A 21,460-nucleotide genomic window follows, 5' to 3' on the forward strand; every position below is an offset into this window, starting at 1 on the left:
TGGATAGTTATTTCGATGAAGACTGCCAGCGCCACGTGTCGGAACACATACGGGCAATGTCGAATTGTGCTTTCCAGCCGAGCTCGCGCTCGGCCTTCGCCGTATCCGCATAGCAGGCGGCGATATCCCCAGGTCGTCGGTCAACGATCTTGTAGGGGACTTGACGGCCGCTTGCAGCTTCGAACGCACGCACCATCTCGAGCACGCTGTTGCCGCGGCCGGTCCCCAGATTGTAGGTATATACGCCAGGAGCTGTCGCCAGCTTGTCCAGCGTCTTCACATGACCGATCGCGAGATCGACCACGTGGATGTAATCGCGCACTCCGGTGCCGTCCGGCGTGGGGTAATCGCTGCCGAACACGGACAGCGATTCCCGCTTGCCTTCGGCCACCTGCGCCACGTACGGCATCAGGTTGTTCGGGATGCCGCTCGGCGCTTCGCCGATCAGGCCGCTCTCATGCGCGCCCACCGGGTTGAAGTAGCGCAGCAGCGCGATCCGCCACGAGTCGTCCGACTTGTGCAGGTCGCGCAGGATCTCTTCGATCATCAGCTTGCTGCGGCCATATGGATTCGTTGCCGACAGCGGGGAATCCTCGGTGATCGGCACCGAGGCCGGGTCGCCGTACACCGTGGCCGACGAACTGAAGACGATCGACTTGACGTCGAACTTTGCCATCGTCTCCAGCAGCGCGACGCTGCCGGACACGTTGTTGTCGTAGTAGCGCAGCGGCTGCGCCACGGATTCACCCACCGCCTTCAGGCCGGCGAAGTGGATCACGGAATCGAACTTGCGCAGCGCGAAGGCGCGTTCCAGTGCGGCGCGGTCGCGGATATCCGCCTCGACGAATTCGAACGCCTTGCCGGTAATGCTCTGCACCCGCTCCTGCACCGAGCGGTCGGCGTTCGCGAGGTTGTCCACCACGACCACGTCATGGCCGGCCTTGACCAGTTCGACGACGGTGTGCGAGCCGATATAACCCATGCCACCGGTAACGAGAATGTTCATTCAGCTTCCTTTGTATGATGGGGGAACCGCACCGGGCAGCGGAGCATTGGCCGAGTACAGCCGCTCGTACGCCGCCAGCAGTTTCGGCGCTTCGTATTGCCATTCCAGCTCGTTGACCACGCGATGGCGGCCATAGGCCCCCATGCGTTCGCGGCGCGCCGGATCGTCCAGCAGTTCGGCGATCTTCCGCGCCATGTCGACCGGGTCGTTCTTGTTCGCGTAGAGCGATGCCTCCTGTGCCGACACCTTGCCTTCGACCAGGTCGAACTGCACGATGGGCTTGCCCAGCGCCATGTACTCCATGATCTTGTTCATCGTGGACTTGTCGTTCATGTCGTTCGCCACGTCCGGGTTCACGCATACGTCGGACGTGTTCAGCATTTCCAGCAGGTCCTGGTCAGGCACGCGGCCGGTGAACGTCACGTAGTCGGCAATGCCCATCTTCACGGCCAGCGCCTTCATCTGGTCGAGCGAGGTACCGCCGCCGACGAGACCGAAATGCACGTCCTTGCGGCCCATGTCGACGATCAGGTGGCGGGCGGCTTCCAGCAGCAGGTCGATGCCTTCCTGCGCGCCCATCACGCCGACATAGCCGACCAGGTAGCGCTTGCCCTTCTTCAGCGCTTCCACGGGCGGCAGCACGCGCAGGCGGTCCAGTTTCGGGCCGCTGCGCACGACATAGCAGCGATCCGGATCCATGCCGCCGCGCTCGATGGCGATGCGCTTGTACGACTCGTTGGTGGCGATCGACACGTCGGACGTCTTGAACGACCAGCGCTCGAACAGCACCATCAGCTTGTAGAAGAAATCGCGGCGTCCGAACTTGGCTTCGTACAGTTCCGGGTTGATGTCGTGGTGATCGAACAGGAACTTCTTGCCCATCGTGAGCTTGAAGAAGCCGCCGATCAGGAACAGCAGGTCGGGCGGGTTGCACGCGTGGATCACATCGAAGCCGTGCTTGAACAGCACCTTCCACGCCAGGCGGAAGGTGTGGAACAGCGCCGCCGAATATTCGATCGCGTAGCCCTTCGCGCCTTCCGCTTCGAGCGGGAGCTTGTAGCGGTAGATATGGATGCCGTCGACTTCTTCGTAACGGCCCTCGTAACCCTTGCCCGTCGGGCAGATGATCGAGACTTCGTAGCCGTTCGCATGCAGCGTGGTCGCTTCCTGCCACACGCGCCGGTCGAATGGCGATGGCAGGTTCTCGACCAGGATCAGGACGCGGCGGGGCTTGCCCCCTGCTTTGCCCTTACCAGCAGATACCATCGTACTGGCCTCCGCTTTGCTCCTTGCTGATGCGCACGAGGTCGACGATGTTCTGGCCATCCTTCAACAGGCCCGGGACCTGCTTGAATTCGGCGGCGCCGTTGCCGATCACCACGGTATCGGCGAAGGCCAGCACTTCCTCCATCGAGTTTACCATCAGCTTCGAGATGTGCGGAATGTGGTTCAGGATGTAGTCCTGGTTGGCGCCGGTCAGCGCGGCCAGGTTCACGTTCTTGTCATACAGTTTCAGTTCGTAGCCCTTGCCCAGCAGCGTCTCGATGACGTCGACCAGCGGCGATTCGCGCAGGTCGTCGGTGCCGGCCTTGAACGAGAAACCGAGGATGCCGATCTTGCGGGTGCCCTTGTCGACGATCATCTTCACGCCCTTTTCCACCTGCTTGCGGTTCGACGGCAGGATCGAATCGAGCAGCGGCAGTTCCAGGTCCAGCGAGCGGGCCTTGTAAGTCAGGGCGCGCACGTCCTTCGGCAGGCACGAGCCGCCGAAGGCGAAGCCCGGCTTCATGTAGTAAGGCGACAGGTTCAGCTTGGTATCCTGGCAGAAGATCTCCATCACCTTGTGGCCGTCGATGCCGACCGCCTTGCAGATGTTGCCGATCTCGTTGGCGAACGCCACCTTGACGGCGTGCCAGGTGTTGTCCGTGTACTTGACCATTTCGGCCGTGGCGACATCGGTGCGCACCAGCGGTGCGTCCATCTTCTCGTACAGCTTGACCAGCATCTCGCCGGCGCGCTCGTCGGACTCGCCGATCACGGTCTTCGGTGGATGGTAATAATCGTAGACCGCGGTGCCTTCGCGCAGGAATTCCGGGTTGTTGCAGACGCCGAAATCAACGCCGGCCTTCTTGCCGGAAGCGGCTTCCAGCGACGGGATCACGACCGAAGTCATCGAGCCCGGCAGCATCGTGCTGCGTGCGACCACCACGTGGAAACTATCCTTGTCCTTGATCGCGGCACCGATCTGCTCGCACACCTTGCGCACGTGCGACAGGTCCAGGTTGCCGTTCAGCTGCGACGGGGTGCCCACGCAGATCAGCGACATGTCGCTGCCGAGCACTGCATCGCGCACGTCGGTGGTGGCGCGCAGATGGCCGCTCTTGACGGTCGTCGCGATCATCTCGCCGATATCCTTCTCGATGATCGGCGTGGTGCCGGCGTTGATCAGGTCGACTTTCGTCTGGTTTGGATCGACGCCGATCACTTCATGTCCGTCGGTTGCCAGGCAGCCGGCAGACACCGCCCCCACGTAGCCCAGGCCAAAGATACTGATTTTCAAGATACTGCTCCTTAAATGTTTGATTTACCGCTTGCGATGTCGCCTGCCACGTCCAGCGTGATCCGGGTTTCGATCTCGGTCGTGCCGCCGATCCGGCCGCGCCACACGGCTGTCGTGATCGCGGCTTTTTCGTCGAACCTGCGCGAGATCCAGCCACTGATGGGGGCTTCGCTGCAACGCAACAATTCGGGCCGGTCGCCGAACGTACAGCTCATCCTTAATCCATTGTGCCGGCCATGCGCAACCAGGCCGTTCCCGTCCGCCTCCACCCGGCAGCTTTCGCCGAAGTGCCAGTGCAGGGCGATATCATGGTCGCCCCGGCATTCTAATATATCTTTTACAACAACAGCGTTACAATTTGCATCGAATTGTATGATGCGGCGGTGCAATACGGGGTCCGCCATCCTGCCGTAGCCATCGTGCTCGCCTTCAAATTGTTGCAAATCAGCATCAGCCGAATGGGCCAGCAGGCGTGCATTTGCCTTGCGCAACCACATGAAGTTGCCACCGATTTCCGACTGGTCCTGGCCATCGACCTGCACCGTATTGTGTGCGGCGGTACTGCGGAAATAATCGCGCCATGCCTTTTGCGTGTGATAGGCATATGTACCGGGATCGATCAGCAGCTCTTCGCCGCCGGCCGACAGCGTGAACGACAGCGCATCGGCGTGGCCGTGCGCGGCAATCGACAGGTAGCCCAGCGGCGCACAGTCGACGACGATGCGCACTTCGCCGGGATTGCCGAAGTTCTTGCCCAGCAGATAATAACCGCCTTCGGGGAAGGCCAATACCGGCCGTTCGGGCGCCTCGCCCAGCGCGTCCCACTGCCCGACGCCGCCGGCGCCGAACAGCCAGCGGTTCTTGTCGTCGAGTCCGCCAGCCTTGCGCTTGAAGTCGCCGCGCTTGAACAGCAGCGCGCAACTGGCGAGCAGCGAGCGATAGGGGCTCCAGCCGGCTTCGTAGGACAGGCGGACCATCTGGGCATCGTCGGCATCGCCCGTCATGGGAACATTGCCGCTCACATCCATCAGCGCCGCCACGAATTCGGCCAGCCGTTCGAGCCGTTCCAGGTAGGCCGCCGAGAAGCCGGCGCCGTTCGTCAGGCCGATGCGATGGCACAGCAGCATCATGTCCATCACCTCGTGCTGGTAATAGATCGCCTGCTCCTTGTTGACGCCGTCGGCAAAGTTCTGCTCCATCGCCTCCGCCTCGATGCCGCGCCGCGCCAGGGCTTCCCAGCGCGCGCTTTCCGGCCAGCACGGCCATTGCACGCTGGCCACGAACAAGCCCATGTATTCACCGAACAAGTGATTATTGGCCGACGAATGACGCGAAAAGTAGCCGCGGATGAAATGGCAGTGCTGATAGATGTTGTCGAGCCAGCGGCGCTGGAAGCGCTTGCCGTCGTCGCCCTTGAACAGGGCGCTGTCGGCGCCGCCCAGCAGCTGCCATGCGAAGGCCCAGTTCAACAGGCGCACAGCCAGTTCCAGCGAACTGGTCCAGTGCACGCCGATCGGGTACGGGCATTGATCGAACCAGGATTCCAGCAGCAGGCGCGCGCCGGCCGCATAGCGCTGGTCGCCGGTCGCGCGCCATGCCAGTGCCAGCGTGACGAGCTCGAGGTGCCGGCTGGGCTCCCACAGGTACTTGATATCGCCGACGACCGATTCGCGGCGGTAGTCGATGGCCTTGCCCAGCTTCATCGGCGCCACGGTACCGGTCTTCGGATCGCGGTTCCATTGTGGCGGGAAGCCAAGGTTGAGCCCGCGCATCGCGAAGACATTCCAGCGCCCGGCGAGGATCGCATCGGCCGCGGTGCGCAACGCGGCGGCGTCCACGCCCTGCGCCGGATCGCCGATGAACGTGGCGCCGAAGCGTGCCATGGCCGGGGCTGGCGGCGTGTGCGCGAGGCCGATGCCGACCTTGCTGGCCTTCTTTTGCGCCAGCTGCTGGACCCGCCAGAGGATTTCCGGCACGCCCATCAATTTCAGGCGATTGACCTTCCATGCCAGTGTACTCATGATTTCACCGCTCCCAGCGATTCGTAAAGACGTTCGACCTGCGGCAGGATCGCCTCGGCTGAAAACGATTGTTCGACCTTGCGGCGCGCCGCCTCGCCCATGCGGCGGGCCAACCCTTGATCGCTCAGCAATTGCTGCCAGCGGGCGGCGAGCGCGGCCACGTCGCCCGGCTCGACCAGGAACCCCTCGACCCCGTCGCTGACCGCTTCGGGAATGCCGCCGACCGGCGTGCTCAGGATCGGCAACCCGGCCGCCATGGCCTCGAGCACGCTCATCGGCAAGCCTTCGTTATAGGACGGCAACGCGTAAATCATCGCCTCGCTCAACGCCTGGCGCTTCGCATCGCCGCGCACCCAGCCCAGGAAGCGGACCTGCTGCGCCACGCCCAGCTCCGCCGCCGCCGCGCCGGCTTTTTCAACCTCGCCATCGCCGCCCATGTGCAACGACAGCGCCTGCCCATCCGGCAACGTGGCCATGGCGCCCAGCAGGTCGTATGTACCCTTGCGGGGACCGACACGGCCGAAGAACAGCGTACGGCCCGGCGTGCGGCGATTCCAGTCGGGGGCGGGTTGCGGCACCAGTACCGGGTTGTAGATCACCGACACCCGCGCCTCCGGACATACGCCTTCGATCCACTGCCGCCAGGTATCGGACAGCACGACCACCCGCGACGCATGACGGAACGTCGAGCGGATCAGGTGCTGCTTCAGCGCACCACTTTCCTTGCCGTAGAACACATGGAATTCGGCGCCGTGCAAGTGCAGGATCGACGGAATGCCGAACAGGCGCGCGCCGAGCATGAACATCGACTTGCGCCAGAAACTGGCGCGCGATGCGGTATGCACGTGCACCATCGACACTTGGCGACGCAGCAACATCGAGGCGAAACGCACCAGCGCGCCGCCGAAAGTCTTCAGTTTGACGGCGGCATTGCCGTCGCGGTGGGTCGACAGGTATTCGACCGGATAGCGATCGAATACGCCGCCATCGCGGTAGACGTTGATGACCGACGCAATGCCGCCCATCGTATCGGGATGGGTCCCGATCATTAGGATCTTCTTCATGTTCATTCGTGGAGACCGGCAGCGACCCGGGGCGGGTACTGCCGGGAGCCCTCAGGCCGCGGTACGCTCGCGGGTTTCGACCAGCTTGCGCTTGCCGTTCGGCGCCAGGGGAATATCCTGCACTTCCTCCAGATCGATATCGAAGAACGTGCCCCAGCGCTTGAGCTGCGCGCCGAGCACGAAATCCTTCTGCTCGGCGCTCAGCGGCCCGTGCTTGCCGACCACCGCCAGCCGGATCGCGCCGGGGCGCTTCTGCTGGATCTGGTACAGGCGGACAAAGTCCCACGTCACCTCGTCGATCACGACCGACAGCCCCGGAATCCGGTTACCCGTGCGGTCGATCAGGAATTCCTGCTCGCGGCCGTCGATCACTTCGCACACGCCATTCGCATCGATCTTGCCGAAGTCGTTGGTACGGTACCGGATCAGCGGCATGACATCGTTCCACAGCGACGTGCCGATGATCTCGGACGAAGCACCCTCCACCCGGTTTTCGTTGACGGCATACAGCGGCTCGAAGCGGTACGGCAGGTAGCGCCCGCCCTGGTAACCGCCGAACGCCAGGTTGGTGCGCTCCGATTGTCCGTAGCTCATCGATGCAGGCGCATGGAACAGGCCGTCGATCGCCGCGAGCTGCTGCTGGGTCACCGGCTCGGAAACGAGGAACACGGCCTTGACCTTGAAGTCCAGATCGCTGTCGCGGATGATTTCGGCCAGGGCCGAGGCCGAGCTCGGATACGCGTGCACGTAGGCTGGCTTGACCGTGTTCAGCGCGCTCAGGATATGACTGCGGTGCTTCGGGTCCATATGGTACGGCGACAGCATCAGGCGGTTGCCGATCACGCGCGTGGGATCTTCATGCGCCTGCCGGCGCGCATCCGCTCCGATCCGCAGGTACATGCTCTTGTCGAACGTAAAGCCGGTCTTGCCCCACTCGTGGGTCAGGAAGGCCTTCTCGATGTCGGCCAGGCGCTTGTTGCGCCACAGGCCGATGCCCTGGCCGGACGAGCCGCCGCTGGTCACGTAGTTGAGGAAGCGGGGATTGAGGCGCTCGTCGAGGAAATCGCGCTGGCGGCTCATCACCTCTGCCTTGGTGAGATAGGGGAAGCGCTGCAGCAGTTCGCGCGGCGATTCGTTGGCCAGTTGCGCCGCGCTCAATTTCATCGTTTCGCGGTAATACGGCACATGGGTGCACGCGACTGTCAGGATGTGCCGCAAGCGGGCATCCGCGGCGGCGCGGATCGTCTCCTGATCCGCGTCCAGCAATTTCATTACCTTGAAATAGGCTGGATGATAAAGCACGCGACCGGGGATGTACTTTCGGTACGCGTAGTATTTCTTTTCAAGAAAATCGATGTAACTCATCCGTTAACCTATGGAATACAAATATTGGGGTGCTTGCGGCGGTACGGCTGGAGACGGACTTCCGTCCGGCTGTCTTGCAGGTCCGCTCCCAAAAGCCGGGTCCACATGCCTGGCACCTTACGAGAGCGGGCGGTACGTACTACATGTCTAATTATAAACGTTTTACCCGGCCCGGCAGCAAGGATTGTGCAGCGCAGCACCAGCAGTATATCGACTACTTCGCAGCCAGTGCGCGATAACGCGCGGCCACGCGTGCAGCGATGGTGCGGTAACTGCGTTCCGCCTCGATGAACGCGGGGCCCCGGCCGGCACGCCGGCGCGCAGCCTCCGGGTCGCGCAGGATCCGGCCCAGCGCCTCGGCCATCGCGGCAGGTTCACTGGCCGTCAGCCAACCGGCTTCGCTGCTCTGCAGCACGATCTGCTGGTCCGGAATATCGTTGCCCACGGCAGGCATGCCGAGCGCAAGATATTCGAGCAACTTGGTCGGCGAGCTGACGTCGTACAGCCGGCCCCGGGGGATGTAGGAAACGGCGGCATCGGCGGCGGCCAGCAGTTGCCATGCCTCGATCGATGGCAGCCAGCCGGTGATGAGCATGGCGTCGCCCACCCCGCACTGTTTCGCATATTCCAGCAATTCAATCTCGTCCGAGGACGTGGCCGAATTACCGATCATGAGCAGGCGGGCCGTCGGATGCTGGGCCCGCAGCAGCACGAGCGCGTCGACCACGCGCTCGAGGTTGCGTGCCTTGTCCAGCGTGCCGAGATAGGCAATCAGCGGCACGTGCTCCCAGCCCGGGAGACGCCGTGGCGCCAGAGTGCGATCTTCCAGCAGCTCGGTATCCACCCCCATCGGTACCGGCGTCATGCGTTCGGCCGGGATGCCGCGGTCGCGAACATAATGCAGCATTGCATCGCTCTGGACGAAAACATGGTCGGCAGCCGGAAGTACGCATTTGTACAGCAAGGCTTCTTCCGCCCGTCCTTTCAGCAGGACAAGATAATTGCGGAAGGTTCGGCGGCGGGCCAGATTCGCCTCGGCACGCTCGACCCGCCCTTCGCTCATCAGGTAGGAAACCCAGTAATAGAACGGGATCCCTTTCAGGCGCGCCACGCACAATGCCAGCAGGCCGATCGTGACCATGTCGCGCACCTGGACGGCGGCATATTCGCCCCGCCGCGCCGACAGCAACATGCGCAGGCACAACCACCCATACGCGAGCTCCCTGCGCAGCCGGCTGCCATGGTAGGACGGCCGGGATGCCCGATTGAAGCCCTGCTGCGCGGCTACCGCCTGGGAAGGCATGCCGACCACGTCGCACTGCACGCCATGGCGAGGCAGGTATTTACCGAACAGGGTTGCCACGTCCACCCGGAACGTCGGCAAGGCCTCCGGCACGAACTGCAGAATTCTGACCGGCGATGATTGAACGCTGCTGGACGTATCGCCTGCCGGTGCGAGTTGTGGCTGTTGCTGTGGATGCTGCTGTGGTTGCCGCTCTTGTTGCATTCTGTCTTCCTTAAACTTGCTTCGCGACGACGCAGACCGGCGTGCATGAACGCACGCGCCGACATCCACTACATCATGGCCAGCGCCAGCGGGATCCATGATGACCGACCTGATATTCTCGGATGACGGGCGCCGCCCTGGTGCGGACTGGCCCGGGCGCCGCAGGCGGCGCCGGACAGGACACGGTTGCGAGCAGTGGCGAAACTGCCGTATAACGCCCAGCGGGCTGCAATCGTCGCTAAATCTTGCTAACACAAGTATAACGTTTATTGCCAGCAGTTGTTAGAAGACTTTCAATGGTCCGCCCGCGCCGGGGCGTGACCACATTGCACTATCAGCTCATGAATCCGAGGGTGGATTGACTGAAGTTGCCGATGTTCGGGAAGACATCCCGCAACTGGCTCGTGGACAGGCCGAACCATTTTGCCATCGTCGCGCCATATTGTTCGACCGAGATGGATGGCAACAGGGCCCCGCGCCCCACCTCCTGCTCGTGCCCGAGACCGATCGCTGGAAACGCGCCGTAGATATCCCGGCCCCGAACCGCGCCGCCAGCCACGATGTGGTGTCCGCCCCAGCCGTGATCGGTGCCATCGCCGTTGGTAACGAGCGTGCGGCCGAAATCCGAGGCGGTGAACATGGTCAGCTGCTCGCGCATGTTCGTTCCCATGATATTGCCGGACAGCTTATCGAAGTACGACAGTGCATGCGCCAGGCGTGCCATCAGATCGCCGTGGCGCGCGATCTGATCGGCATGCGTGTCGAAGCCACCCAGGCTGAGATAGAAAACCTGTCGGCGCACGCCGAGGCTGCTACGGCCGGCAATGACCCGTGCCACGGTCTGCAGCTGGACAGCCAGCGGGTTGACGGTAGCGACACCGGTTACCGGGTGCGGATACAACGACGGCTCGGGAATGCCTCCCGAGCCACTGGCGGCCATCGCGCTGGACAGGTAGGCCTGGGCCTCCATCGCGCGACGGGTGGTCGCCGCATATTCCTTGGCAATCAGGTTGTTCGACGGCGCAGTGATGATGTTCGCCAGCGGGTGGTTGTGTGCACCGAACAGCGTGGTGGTCATCGGGCGGATGGCAGTCACGCCGGCAGGCGCGAGCTGGTATTGCGTGAGGGTCCGGCCACTGACAAAGACGGCATTTTCAGCCGTGGAAATGCACGTGAACATATTGTTCGAATTGCCGGCGGCCACCATGTCGGCGATCCTCCCGCCCCAGCCGTATGCCGCCCCCTCGGGTTTGGACGATTGCCAGACCGATTGCTGGTCGTTATGCGAAAAAAGTTCGCGCGGCAATACGGCCGTACCATTTCGAAAGGCTGTGGCCGTGGTTGGCTGAACGAGTGGGCCGACGTTGGCCACGATCGCCGCACGGCCATCATCGAACATTTTCTTCAGCGCACCCAGTGCGGGATGAAGCGTGAATTCGCGCCCTGCCTGCGCGGTGACCGGCGAAAGCCGCAGCGCATCGGACGCACCAAGTGCAATGGGACTGGCACCGCTGGCGCGATAGCGCTGGTATTGCCGCCACGAGTCGGGATCGCATGCCAGCACCGTGTTATAGGCATCGTTGCCGCCGTTCAGGAAAATACAGATCAGCGCCTTGTAATCGTCCGCTGCGGAGGCATTCGCCGCAGCCCCCAGGCCTGCCAGAAGTGGAAGCGACTGCTGGCCGGCCAGAGTGAGCGCCGACGCGAGAAACCGGCGACGTGAATTGAAGTGATTCATATGTGCCTTATTTCATTACAAGATATTCAGGAGACGCCATGGTCAGGTAAATGGCCAGGTGAACACGCCTGAGCCTGGCGTTGCGCAACGTGAGGGCATTGACCCGCTGGGGAATCGGCAGCGTTTCGACCGACGCGATGATCTGTTCTCGCAACGATTCCGACATGTTTCCATTGGTAAGCAGCAGATCGATCCTGTCGAGCAGGGCCTCGGGATCGTCCGCCAGGCCGATCTCGGCGACATAATCGGGCTTGATATTGGCGTTCTGGCCAATGCCATACGGGATGGCGATTTCCATAAAGTTCAGATATCCCACGATGGAACTCTCGCCGGCAATCTGCATTTCCGGTGCGACGTAGCCCTCTGCCGCAAGCCCTGTCTGAGGTGGCGAATAGTTGGGCCGATAAAAGTTGAATACCGATGGCGAACGCATGACGTTCTGACCAATGCCGTTGAGCGGGTCTTCCAGCGTCCAGATGTCGTACAGGCCCGATGTCGACCGCGCATTGAAAGAGCGCAGCCAGTTAGCAAGGCGCAATACAGGTTCGCGCAGTTTGCCCAGTTCGGATTGCGTTCCCGACGCTGCTTCAGGATCGGTGAGAATTGCACGGATAACAGCCTGCATATCGCCGCGAACGCCTTCGCCATTGTTGGCAAACGCAGCCGCCACGCGGCCTACATACCCCGGGCTGGGATTGCTGGTCACCAGCCGCTGGATCAGCTGGCGGCCAATGAAAGGCCCGACATTGGGGTGGTTGAACAGCATGTCCAACGCCTGCGCCAAATCCGACTCCCCGGTTCCGCCGGCCGGAATGACGCTGCCGAGCACGCGTTTCTCCGAGGTCGAGTGATAGGTCGGATAGTTTTGCATCGGCAGGCAATCCTTGTAGGGATCCGAGTAGTTGTACATGCCGAGAAAACGGTTTTCGGTACGCGCTCCGCCGCCCCAGCTCCAGCCGGTAAATACCTTTGCCAGGCCTACGACGTCGTCGCGTGTGTAGGTAGGAACCGGCTGCTGGTTGACGAGTTTCACTGTCCCGTCCTGGTTCAGCTGATGCAGACCGATCGTCATCAACTGCATCAATTCGCGTGCAAAATTCTCGTCCGGCGTCGTGGAGTCGCTTTCCGGACGGTTTTGCATATGGGACAGGTAAATACCCATCATCGGACTGGTTGCCACGCCTTCCAGCAGTTGGCGGAAGTTCCCGAACGCATTCGTACCGAGCATGTCGTAGTAGCACGCCACGCCACGGGGATACATGCCGACCGCGCCGTCCTGGAACGAAATGACAAATATCTGCGACAGTGCATAAGTGACGCGCTGGCGCAGCTGATCTTCTCCGACGATCGCATATTTCCAGAACGTCTGGAAGAAATGGTTTTCATGGAGCACGGCGCCGGGGACCAGCCGCAGTGCGGTATTTCCCATCCACCATTTATGCAGAATCTGCCGCTTCGTATATTGGTCATCGAGCCAGGCATTCATGCCAATCTGGCTCACCCGCGTTATTTCCGGCATTGTCGGGCCAAATGTCGCCCGGCTGAGGAACGCGGATGCTTGCTTTAACGTCAGTTGATCATCGCTTACGACCGCCCGGGCTGCCAGCCGCACGCCGGCCATCTTTGCGCCGATGGCTTCAAGAACGCTCTGCTCCTCGCCTGCGCCTTGCGTTACTGTAGCGCTCGTAACGCTGCCCGATCCTTGTGCCGCCGCCTGGGAATCCGACTGCCCGGACTGATCGCCTCCGCCACACCCTGTCAGCAACAGCCCAGCCATAAGCATGAGTTTCCCGAAACTCAATTTTGTCATGCCTGCCTCATATGTTTGTCAACGAGCGAATTCTAGAGCTCCGAGTACTTTTGAGGTTTGGCAACAAATATTACCCAAACTAAAAGTTAAAATTCTTATATTTTTATGGGCGAAGTAATAGGTATTTTGGCAGAAGTTAGTTGATCTGTTTCTTCATGGAAAATTGCCTTGGAATGTTGACAGTAGAAAATATTTTGTAACTGTTGTTTTACCACACGTTTTTTGATTCATTTTACGACCTACCGTCGCTGTGTGATTTCCACGGTGTATATCAGGGTATTTTTGCGGCTTTGTGCTTCTGCTGAAGATAGCGGTAAATGCCTGCACACTAATGAAATTTTCAGTACGAAGACCGCATTTAGTGTCGGGAATTGGCGACACTAGTTGACGATGCATTATTGACAACGAATATTGGGTTGACGTGTTTGCACTATTGGACGAGGCTAATCTTCCGCAAACCATAAGAATGTGATATCGCTTTGGCACGGGGGGTTGCATAACCACACCAGCCAAAGTCTGCAGAAATTACCGCGCCCGCTTGCGATTTCCGACACCCCCATCGCTGTCTTGTCCAATGCAGATTTCGTAAAGACCAGATAGCGGCAGATCGGGTACAACGCAGGCCGACAATAGACCGGCATTGGCGGTGAAAGCGGTCCGCGGCAACGCAGCGGGTCTGGTTGTACAGGTTGCCGCCGGCCGGGCCGGATCACGGGCTTGTACTTGCAATGCGTGGAACTGGGGCGGTCAACAGCATCCACACGTACGTATCCACGCGGTTGTGCATGTACCGGAGACGAGCGGACAGCGAGTTGCCTTGATTCGATCATTCGTCGAGGCGCTGTTCGCATTAACTATGCAATGCTCCAAGGCAGGGAATCTTTTAGCAGCCTGGTCTCTAGCAACTGTTTTTGGCGACACCGATTCGCAGCCAATGGGCCGCTAAGGGTCCATTCGGCGGTATCGAGCACGCGTTGCCAGCCCGTGTAGTTGGCCAGGTAGCGGCTCGCCACGCCATGGAAGCGGCGCAACCAGGTGTTGAAGCGGCTGTGCCAGCCGTTGACATTGTTCAGGTGGATCGCGCCCCGGACGTGGATGCCACCCCGTCCGTTGATCGCTTCGTGTGTGACAAGGCCCCCTCGGGCAAATGTCCCATAGGCCTTTGCGCCGTCACTGATCAGTAGAACGTCACGACTTAGTACAGGCAGCAGATGCGGCGCGAGTTGCCAGGCACTGACAGGCCCGCGGCCGGTAACGAATTCGTGTGTCGTCCTGCCTCGGTCGCGCGCCACGGGGATGCAGTCCATTTCGCGGCTGATGCCAGGGCGTGCCGCCTTGCCACCGCGCCGCCGCGCAGGGCGGTTCAACTGACGTGAACCCTTTTGCGATTCCAGAAGACAGGTCTCATCCGCCTCGACGGCGCCTGACAATTGCGCAGGGCGCTCGCGGCGCACTCCGGCGATAAAGCGGTGAGGCCATCTGAAACTCGTCGAGCGGGCCACGGCGACGCGCCGGGCGGCATCGCGCACGGTGCGCAAGTCGAGCAGACACTGCAGATACGACAGCCATTTGCCGCGATGCCGCAACCGCGCCAGCGGCGTGCCGGTCAGCGCGTTGTAGCTACGCCCGCATTCCATGCAGCGATACCGTTGCAGGCCATTGGCCTGGCCGCAGCGGTAATGCCGCGGGCATCCGCAATGCGGCCAAGGACACTGGCCGGCCGCCTGTTCGATGAAAGCCGAGACAATCGCCATACGACGACGATACAGTGAGCCACTCCGCAGGCTGGCCACCTGTTGATCGGTCAACGGCTCCTGGGCAAGTGCTTGAAACAGTGCGACAAAGCCAGCGGAGTCCATGTTGGCTCCTCGTCTGCATGAGTTACCTCAACAAGGAGTAAGACAGTGTCTGACTCGATTGGCTCCCTGAGTTAGCGCTGACAGCGCCTTCGTCGAGGTATGCCGGATCGAATGCCTGCCGGCGCGGTTACCGGCTGACGGGGACGTGGCATTGGGCGAACAGCGTAGCGCAGCCCCCTGCAACAGGGAATGCTTACGCCCGCCATGCCCGAGGAAGTGCCGGCGTGCTTCCGGCGGGAGGACATGGCTCCAGAAAGTGGCAGTCGAGACGCAAATCGCCCCCAATACGGGGTATTGGGGGCGATTTGAAATACATGCCACTTTTCTGCGCGGCAAGCCCTTCGCCAGTCCCACGTCAAAAGACAGACAACTATCGTCGCCGTGTGGGATCAAGGACATCGGTTGCCAAGGCCCGACCGGCCTGGCGACCGGTGGCCGCCCGAAGGCGGCCGTGTTGATGAGACCGGTCAGCTAAAATGTCCGACCCGACCTGGATCAGCGCGGCAAGGCAATGGTTTGGGTACCGATCTTCAGCGTGCGCCCGGTTGCCGTGGTGCTCATTTGCACTGTGAGGTTTTTGCATCCAACGTCCAGCAGCATCAGGAACTCAGCCGTCGTTGCCGAAGTGGTGCGGACGTACGTGCCATGGTCTTCGACATTGCCGGCAAGAACCAAGCCCCCAGCCCGTTTTTCAAAGCTTTGGCCGGTCGAGATCGGACGAATACAGACCGATTTGCCTTGCGTGGTAACCGTGACATTGCCGTTCGCATCCGCGACGATCGGAGACAGTGTATGGAAATTCCACTCGAACTTGCGAGGAACAGGCGACGCCAGCTGGTCAAGGATAATCACGGCATCGGACCCACGGACGTACCAAAGGCGACGTTCAGCCTTGGTCAGCGCCTTGCCATAGGCAGCTTCGGCGAGACCGGCCACATAGCCAATTGCACCGGTATCGGAGAACGAGACGACTTTCCCGTTATTCGCCTTCGTCTCGCGGTAGCCGGTAATCAGCTGACCGACGCCGCCGTCATAAGTGATCGCATTGTGGGCCTTGGTCTGGCGATACCAGTTGTTCCAGTTCGGAGAGTCATACCAGTCATACCAGCCCGATTCCGTCAGCAGGGCCACGCCCCCCTTTTTCAACACGAACGAGTTCTGGTCGCCGTGGCTGTGGTTGAACGAACCGTAAGGGCTCGACTTGAAATATACCGAAGTACGGTTGCTGTCACTCATGTTGCTGTGGAATGCCGCCCAGCCGATCGTAGGAAAGACTGCCGAATTCGGCGGCGCCACCGTGGTCGTGACCTTGTTTACCGGCATTGGATACTCGCCCTGCAGATAGGAGACAGGATCTTCGCCACTCGTCAGGTTCTGTGCATACCATTTCGCCTGGGGGGTAGGCACCCGCAAGGCCAGAGCCTTCATGAACTTCATCTCCGGCTTCGACTCATGTGAATCGCCAAACAGATGGTTTTTCGAGCCAGGCGGCATGAACTGCATGAAGGAATTCAGGAAACCATTCACCCACGGAAGTTCGAGCATTTTTACGCCAGTGGCGCGTGCCAGCGGCTGCCATATCTGCAGGAAAATGTCGATCGAGTATTCGCCGTAGGCCGTACCGTTGGCATAGCCGCCTTCCGGGCCGCTCCATGGGCTGAGCGAAGACACGTAGTGCCGGTAGGCGAAATGGAACCACGTCTCGGCTTCCGGGAATTCGCCCATGACCAGCGCGGACGTCAGCGCCAGGACGCCCACATTGGTGCCGCCGTGCGAGTCGAGAGGGTATTGATCCATGTCCGCTTTGCTTTTGGAAAGCTGGGTATAGATCTCTTGTCCGCGCACGCGAACGATCTCGAGCCAGCGCGCACGGCGCGGGGCATCGAGCCCGGTCGAAAGCATGTCCACGCTCTTGGCCAGCATCAGCGCAATCTGGCGTGTCGCCTGATCCTGGTTGACATAACTGGTAGGACCAGTGGGGCTCATGGCGGCCATCTCGTCGCCGCGCCGGATGGCTTCGGTCAGGTAACGCTGCTCATTCGTCATGGCATACAGCAGCGATGATGCTTCCAGCTGGCGCGAGAGCTTCTGGATTGCCGAGCGGATGGCGCTCGTCTGCGCAACGTTCGCCGCGGTTTGCAACGTACCAGTCACCAATGGCCAGTCGGAATCCTTCGCCTGGGGCAGATCGGCTGCCAGACGGATGACTTCGTTGCTCAGCCATACCACATATTGCCCACGCTCCGCCTTCAGCGCGGCATCCCAGTTCTTGTACAGGGGCATGCGTTCCTGCAGGCTGCGCGGCCGCTCCCGGCCAGTGATCCGCTTCACCAAGTCACTGTCTTCCGGCACGACAAACTGCTTCGAGGCATCGGAGATGATAAAGCCGCGATCATCGGACCAGATCGTTCCATTGGCAGGCCTGACGCGCCACGTATAAGTACCGTTTGGCAACGCCACGGACGGCAGATACCAGTTTCGCGTCGCCGACGCGGTTTTCACCACGGTCGTTCCCGAGCGAATCTCGATGATGTAGGAGGCCGGGTTCGTACTATGACGGGCCCACCTGAACGTTGGCGGATTCTGGATCTGCAGCTGCAAGTTCGATGGATTCGGTGCGACAACGAGCGGATCCGTAGAGCTTGCCCAGTCTGCATGTGCTGAACCGCAGAACAGCATCGCCGTGGTAAGCGCAGCCATGCCGAAGGTTCGTATGGAAAGTTGTGTCATCTAGGGGTTCTCCGCTACATAGGAAGGTAGGAGCGTGGCAAAGTCTCGCAGCACGATCATTCGACATGCGCGCCATCACAGGAAGCCCCAATTATACTTGGGTTGCCGTACGCCAACTAAGTCAGCGCTCAAAATTACGACACTTCTGCGAAAAAAAGATTGGCAATTCAAAAATGTCAAGAACCTTATGCGACATGACGGCATAGGCTAGCACGTAGCCACAACAGGTGATGTCCGGCATACGGAAGGTATCGCCCATGGCGCAACGCCCCGCATGGACACAAAAATTTCTTCAATGCAACTTCACGGGCATGTTGTACCGTCCGCCCCCGGGCCGGGCCGGGCGACGGAACTCTGCCTCTTCCAGGCGGCAGGCATGCGTGCAGTAACCGGAGTGGAGAGAAGACAATGCCATCAGTAATTAACACCGTCCCAGGCCCCACAACCGTCGCCGTCATCGTGGCAGCCCTTTCGGCGAGCGATATCGCCGGTGAACGGAAAGATTGAGTCTTCAGCCCAGACCACACGGGCGCGTCACAAGCTACGGCCCAGCGAAATGCGCTGTATATCGCCTCGGTGCGGAGAGCCGGGCTGCGTAGCACCTGGCACCGTGGACAGCAGACAGACATGACAGCAGCAACGGTCGAAAAGTCCATTTCGAAGTCTGCGGGAAGGGCTTTCGGACCTGGAGAATGCGAACCGTGCCATATGTCTACGGCCTGCCGCCCGTAAGTCTGCCCGGCAAGGCATCGACGCGCAGTAGTTCGGACGCCGGTCATTCCCGGCCGTCAAAGCTTGCGCGATTGCCAGGCTTGCCGGCATCGGTTTGGCGTCCAGGCCGGCGTCCGGACCGGCGAGACGTCCAAGAATCTTGCTAACAACCAGTGGCCGGATCGCGCGGCTATGGTTCCAGGCTTCAGACCGCATCGAGGCGAAGGCGTAATGCCATACGCCAGCAACACCGCATTCTTCAGCTTGAAGATACTCGAAGGCAGGCGCCTGCCCCCTGCCCTCCTCGGCATTCCATACATCGTCAGATATATACGGCCGCACGCGGATAAAATCGGTTGAGAGCTAATTTTATTACCACAGGCATTATTGTTCCGCACAGCGCGAGCAAAACGAAATAGATAATAAACCAGGCGTCGCGATAGGGAACCAGCGGCAAGAGTATCCCCTTCATCAAGCCGATGAAGATTGTGTTCATCAGATAAATAGATAACGTGTGATTCCCAAGGAAAACCAGTTTTTCGGCCACGATGCCCCGGGCGGCTTGCGCAGCTACCAACGCGGCTGGAATCGAGAGCGTTCCAACAAACCATTTCGGAAGCCAGTCCACCAGAATGCAATAGGCAATGGCGATGACAAACGGTGCCACCCAGAACAACAAATAGCGCGTGGAAAGAACGCCCGACGCCAGGCGATTCCAGTTCTGCCCAATAAGAATACCGGCGGCGAAGAACGGAATATATTCGACGATCGCCGAAATATTGAGCAATTCAGGCCACTGGAACTGATTGAGCAGGATACCGGCACCCAGCAAATACCATGGGACGCGGCGCTCATCCATCTGCAACATCCATGGAATGAGAAGAAAATACCAGGCCAGAACCTGGATATACCATAAAAAAGCCGAGGGAGATTGCATCGGGTACAGCACGATTTTCACGATGCCACTGACCATACCATCGGGAAGATTGTCTACATGCATAAATTGATGCGCAAACAATTTACCGCCGACGATAATCACCCCGAACAGCAGGTAGGGAATCATCAGAGTGCGGACCCGCTTGGCCACCAACTCCCCTACTGCTGACCACGATTGCCGGTGCCGCCACGACAGGCCCAAACTTATGCCAGAAAGAGCCATGAACAGAGGCATGTGGAATTTATAGAGCGCCCATTTGAGCGTCATGTACCACTCCGCCCCCGGGACAGTACCTCGTGACACCACATGCCCCAGCACGACGCATATAATCGCCCCGCCTTTAGCGATATCCAGCGCTTCAACGCGTTTCATCTACTGCTGTTCCTCTGCTAATCTTTTAATATCAGGCACCGGTAACGGCTGCCCCTGAAGGGGAAGGCATGCCCGAGTTGCCAAGTGCAATGCTATTGCCAAACAATTCCTCGACGCCAAACGCTTGTCTACTGTCATCGATATAAAGCAGTCCTCTTCTCCCTTTGCTGCGGGAGGTGTTGCCATTGTGGTTCCATCTCCGTCGGCGACTGGATGGCTTTTGCCTGCGGAAGCCTATAAGCCGTCAAGACTGCAAGCAGGAGCAAATGGGCCATGGTATCCAGATTAAAACCCGTCATATCCAGCGGAACTTCACTGACTCCTCGCATCACAATGATCAGGAACAAGGCTATTGACAGACCGCCACTTGCCTGGGCAGTACGCAGCGATAACACAAGCAATATTGCCACATAAATGCCGAGCCCGATCAACCCCACCGTACCGGCACTCGATGCGCTTTGAAAGAACTGACTATGGGCATGCACCGCCCCCGGGATACCAATGCTGATCTGGAACGGCAGATTCCAGATAGTCAAACCATGGCCGAAGATCGGGTTTCTGTAGAATTCCTCCATCGCAACGCGCCATATCGCATCGCGCCCGGTAAAGGATGCAAGATCGGCACCGGCCTTCGTCGAAGACATCCGGTCGATGGCACCGCCGACGTCGCCGAACATAAAGAGCAAACCGACCATGGTCGATCCCAACATTACGGCGAGAATGATTAACAACGGCAGTTCAGGCCTGCGTGGATCTCCGAAGCGCGCGGCCAATACGGGCCGATAACGATAGAAAGTAATACAGGCCGCGGCAAGCATGAAAGCTACCCAACTGGTTTTCGACTGAGTCAGCAACAGTGAAAATATACCCAGTGCCCAGGCGCAACGATTCAGCCAGCTACGCATGAATGGATGGTGCCACAGGCATAACAGGCATACGACGGACAAGGGCCCCATCGAGTTTGGTCCAGGGGCAAGGCCTGAATAACGCGGCATGAAAGGGATCAGCCCGTGGTAAGAAAACTCGAGGACTTTCGTCGGTCGAATGACCATCATCAGTGCACTGGCCAGGAGGAACATCAGGCAGGCATTGCGGAGCGATTTTATCGTCAGCTCGGCATCATTGGCGCTGAATAACAATATGCACTGGCCGAACAACGCCATGTAGATATATTCATGCGACAAGCTGGGGTATCGGCCGAAAAAAGCCGGCGCAACGACATTCGTCAGCACAAATACCCAAAAGCCGATGGCAAGCAGCTTCGGTATCGGCTTTGCTTCGCGCAGGTGCACGAGACGATGCAGAATTCGTTCACCACAAGCCAGAAGCACGAATACGGAACTCAACCGGCTGAACCAGGTTGCGATCGGGTGATTACCGCCCGGCACCATCGACGGCAAATCCGAACCGAGATTCAGATTGCGGCTCGACAACGCAATACCGAGCGCGACAGCTGCGAGCATTGCATAGAAAACATACGGTACAAGCCCATGCTCCCGCTTATTACCCCAGTGCATTGCTAGTGCGAGACAACCCAGCGTGGCGAATGCCAAGAGGGCAACGATCAGGGTTAGCAATATTTCAGTCATGGCAGGATCTCGGTGATACAGTGCTCTCGAACAAAATGTACAGGCGTAGCCTGCAGCGTATCAGTTCAGTGAAACGTGCCAAATGTTAACCACATGGCATCCAGTGATTTAAAAATTCCGTACTACGACTCGCTCGATACCCATGGCCCGACAGTCGGCCGGCAAGGAAGCGAATACCAAAGACAGCGGAG

Annotated in this window: 13 protein-coding genes; all 13 read right to left on the reverse strand. The window is 59.9% G+C overall.

Features of this window, described 5'->3' with window-relative positions:
• Positions 1 to 7 precede the first annotated feature (7 nt).
• The 13 genes from galE to GJV26_RS06240 all read right to left on the reverse strand — a co-directional run bounded on the left by galE (position 8) and on the right by GJV26_RS06240 (position 21,269).
• On the reverse strand, positions 8 to 1,006 hold the full coding sequence (galE, locus tag GJV26_RS06180; protein WP_155708060.1) for a UDP-glucose 4-epimerase GalE: 999 nt from the start codon (positions 1,004 to 1,006) through the stop codon (positions 8 to 10).
• Positions 1,007 to 2,272: a glycosyltransferase family 4 protein gene (locus GJV26_RS06185; protein WP_155708061.1), complete on the reverse strand. Its 1,266-nt coding sequence runs from the start codon at positions 2,270 to 2,272 to the stop codon at positions 1,007 to 1,009. It abuts the gene before it with no gap.
• Complete coding sequence (locus GJV26_RS06190; protein WP_155708062.1) at positions 2,256 to 3,566, reverse strand: nucleotide sugar dehydrogenase; 1,311 nt, start codon at positions 3,564 to 3,566, stop codon at positions 2,256 to 2,258. Before GJV26_RS06190 ends, GJV26_RS06185 begins: the two co-directional genes overlap by 17 nt.
• An 11-nt stretch (positions 3,567 to 3,577) precedes the next feature.
• Entirely contained in the window at positions 3,578 to 5,587 is a 2,010-nt protein-coding gene (locus GJV26_RS06195; RefSeq protein ID WP_155708063.1) for a heparinase II/III family protein, read from the reverse strand.
• A complete protein-coding gene (locus GJV26_RS06200) occupies positions 5,584 to 6,651 on the reverse strand; it encodes a glycosyltransferase family 4 protein (protein WP_173346159.1) in 1,068 nt (355 codons plus the stop codon). The genes GJV26_RS06195 and GJV26_RS06200 overlap by 4 nt, the downstream gene beginning before the upstream one ends.
• A gap of 51 nt (positions 6,652 to 6,702) precedes the next feature.
• Positions 6,703 to 7,917: a phenylacetate--CoA ligase family protein gene (locus tag GJV26_RS06205; protein ID WP_155708065.1), complete on the reverse strand. Its 1,215-nt coding sequence runs from the start codon at positions 7,915 to 7,917 to the stop codon at positions 6,703 to 6,705.
• A 313-nt stretch (positions 7,918 to 8,230) separates the two neighbouring features.
• Positions 8,231 to 9,523: a glycosyltransferase gene (locus GJV26_RS06210; RefSeq protein WP_173346160.1), complete on the reverse strand. Its 1,293-nt coding sequence runs from the start codon at positions 9,521 to 9,523 to the stop codon at positions 8,231 to 8,233.
• Positions 9,524 to 9,857: 334 nt separating this feature from the next.
• Positions 9,858 to 11,261, reverse strand: a complete 1,404-nt coding sequence (locus GJV26_RS06215) for a DUF1501 domain-containing protein (RefSeq protein ID WP_155708067.1) — start codon at positions 11,259 to 11,261, stop codon at positions 9,858 to 9,860.
• A 7-nt stretch (positions 11,262 to 11,268) separates the two neighbouring features.
• Complete coding sequence (locus GJV26_RS06220) at positions 11,269 to 13,071, reverse strand: DUF1800 domain-containing protein (protein ID WP_155708068.1); 1,803 nt, start codon at positions 13,069 to 13,071, stop codon at positions 11,269 to 11,271.
• Between the two features lie 854 nt (positions 13,072 to 13,925).
• A complete protein-coding gene (locus GJV26_RS06225; RefSeq protein ID WP_229419187.1) occupies positions 13,926 to 14,930 on the reverse strand; it encodes an IS1595 family transposase in 1,005 nt (334 codons plus the stop codon).
• A gap of 495 nt (positions 14,931 to 15,425) precedes the next feature.
• Entirely contained in the window at positions 15,426 to 17,660 is a 2,235-nt protein-coding gene (locus GJV26_RS06230) for a heparinase II/III domain-containing protein (RefSeq protein ID WP_229419188.1), read from the reverse strand.
• Positions 17,661 to 18,693: 1,033 nt separating this feature from the next.
• The gene (locus GJV26_RS06235; RefSeq protein WP_155708069.1) at positions 18,694 to 19,680 is read right to left on the reverse strand and encodes an acyltransferase family protein; all 987 of its coding nucleotides are present in this window, start codon (positions 19,678 to 19,680) and stop codon (positions 18,694 to 18,696) included.
• A gap of 134 nt (positions 19,681 to 19,814) precedes the next feature.
• A complete protein-coding gene (locus GJV26_RS06240) occupies positions 19,815 to 21,269 on the reverse strand; it encodes an O-antigen ligase family protein (RefSeq protein ID WP_155708070.1) in 1,455 nt (484 codons plus the stop codon).
• Positions 21,270 to 21,460: the final 191 nt, after the last annotated feature.

Origin of the sequence: Pseudoduganella dura, from assembly GCF_009727155.1 — a bacterium.
Lineage (GTDB): Bacteria > Pseudomonadota > Gammaproteobacteria > Burkholderiales > Burkholderiaceae_D > Rugamonas > Rugamonas dura.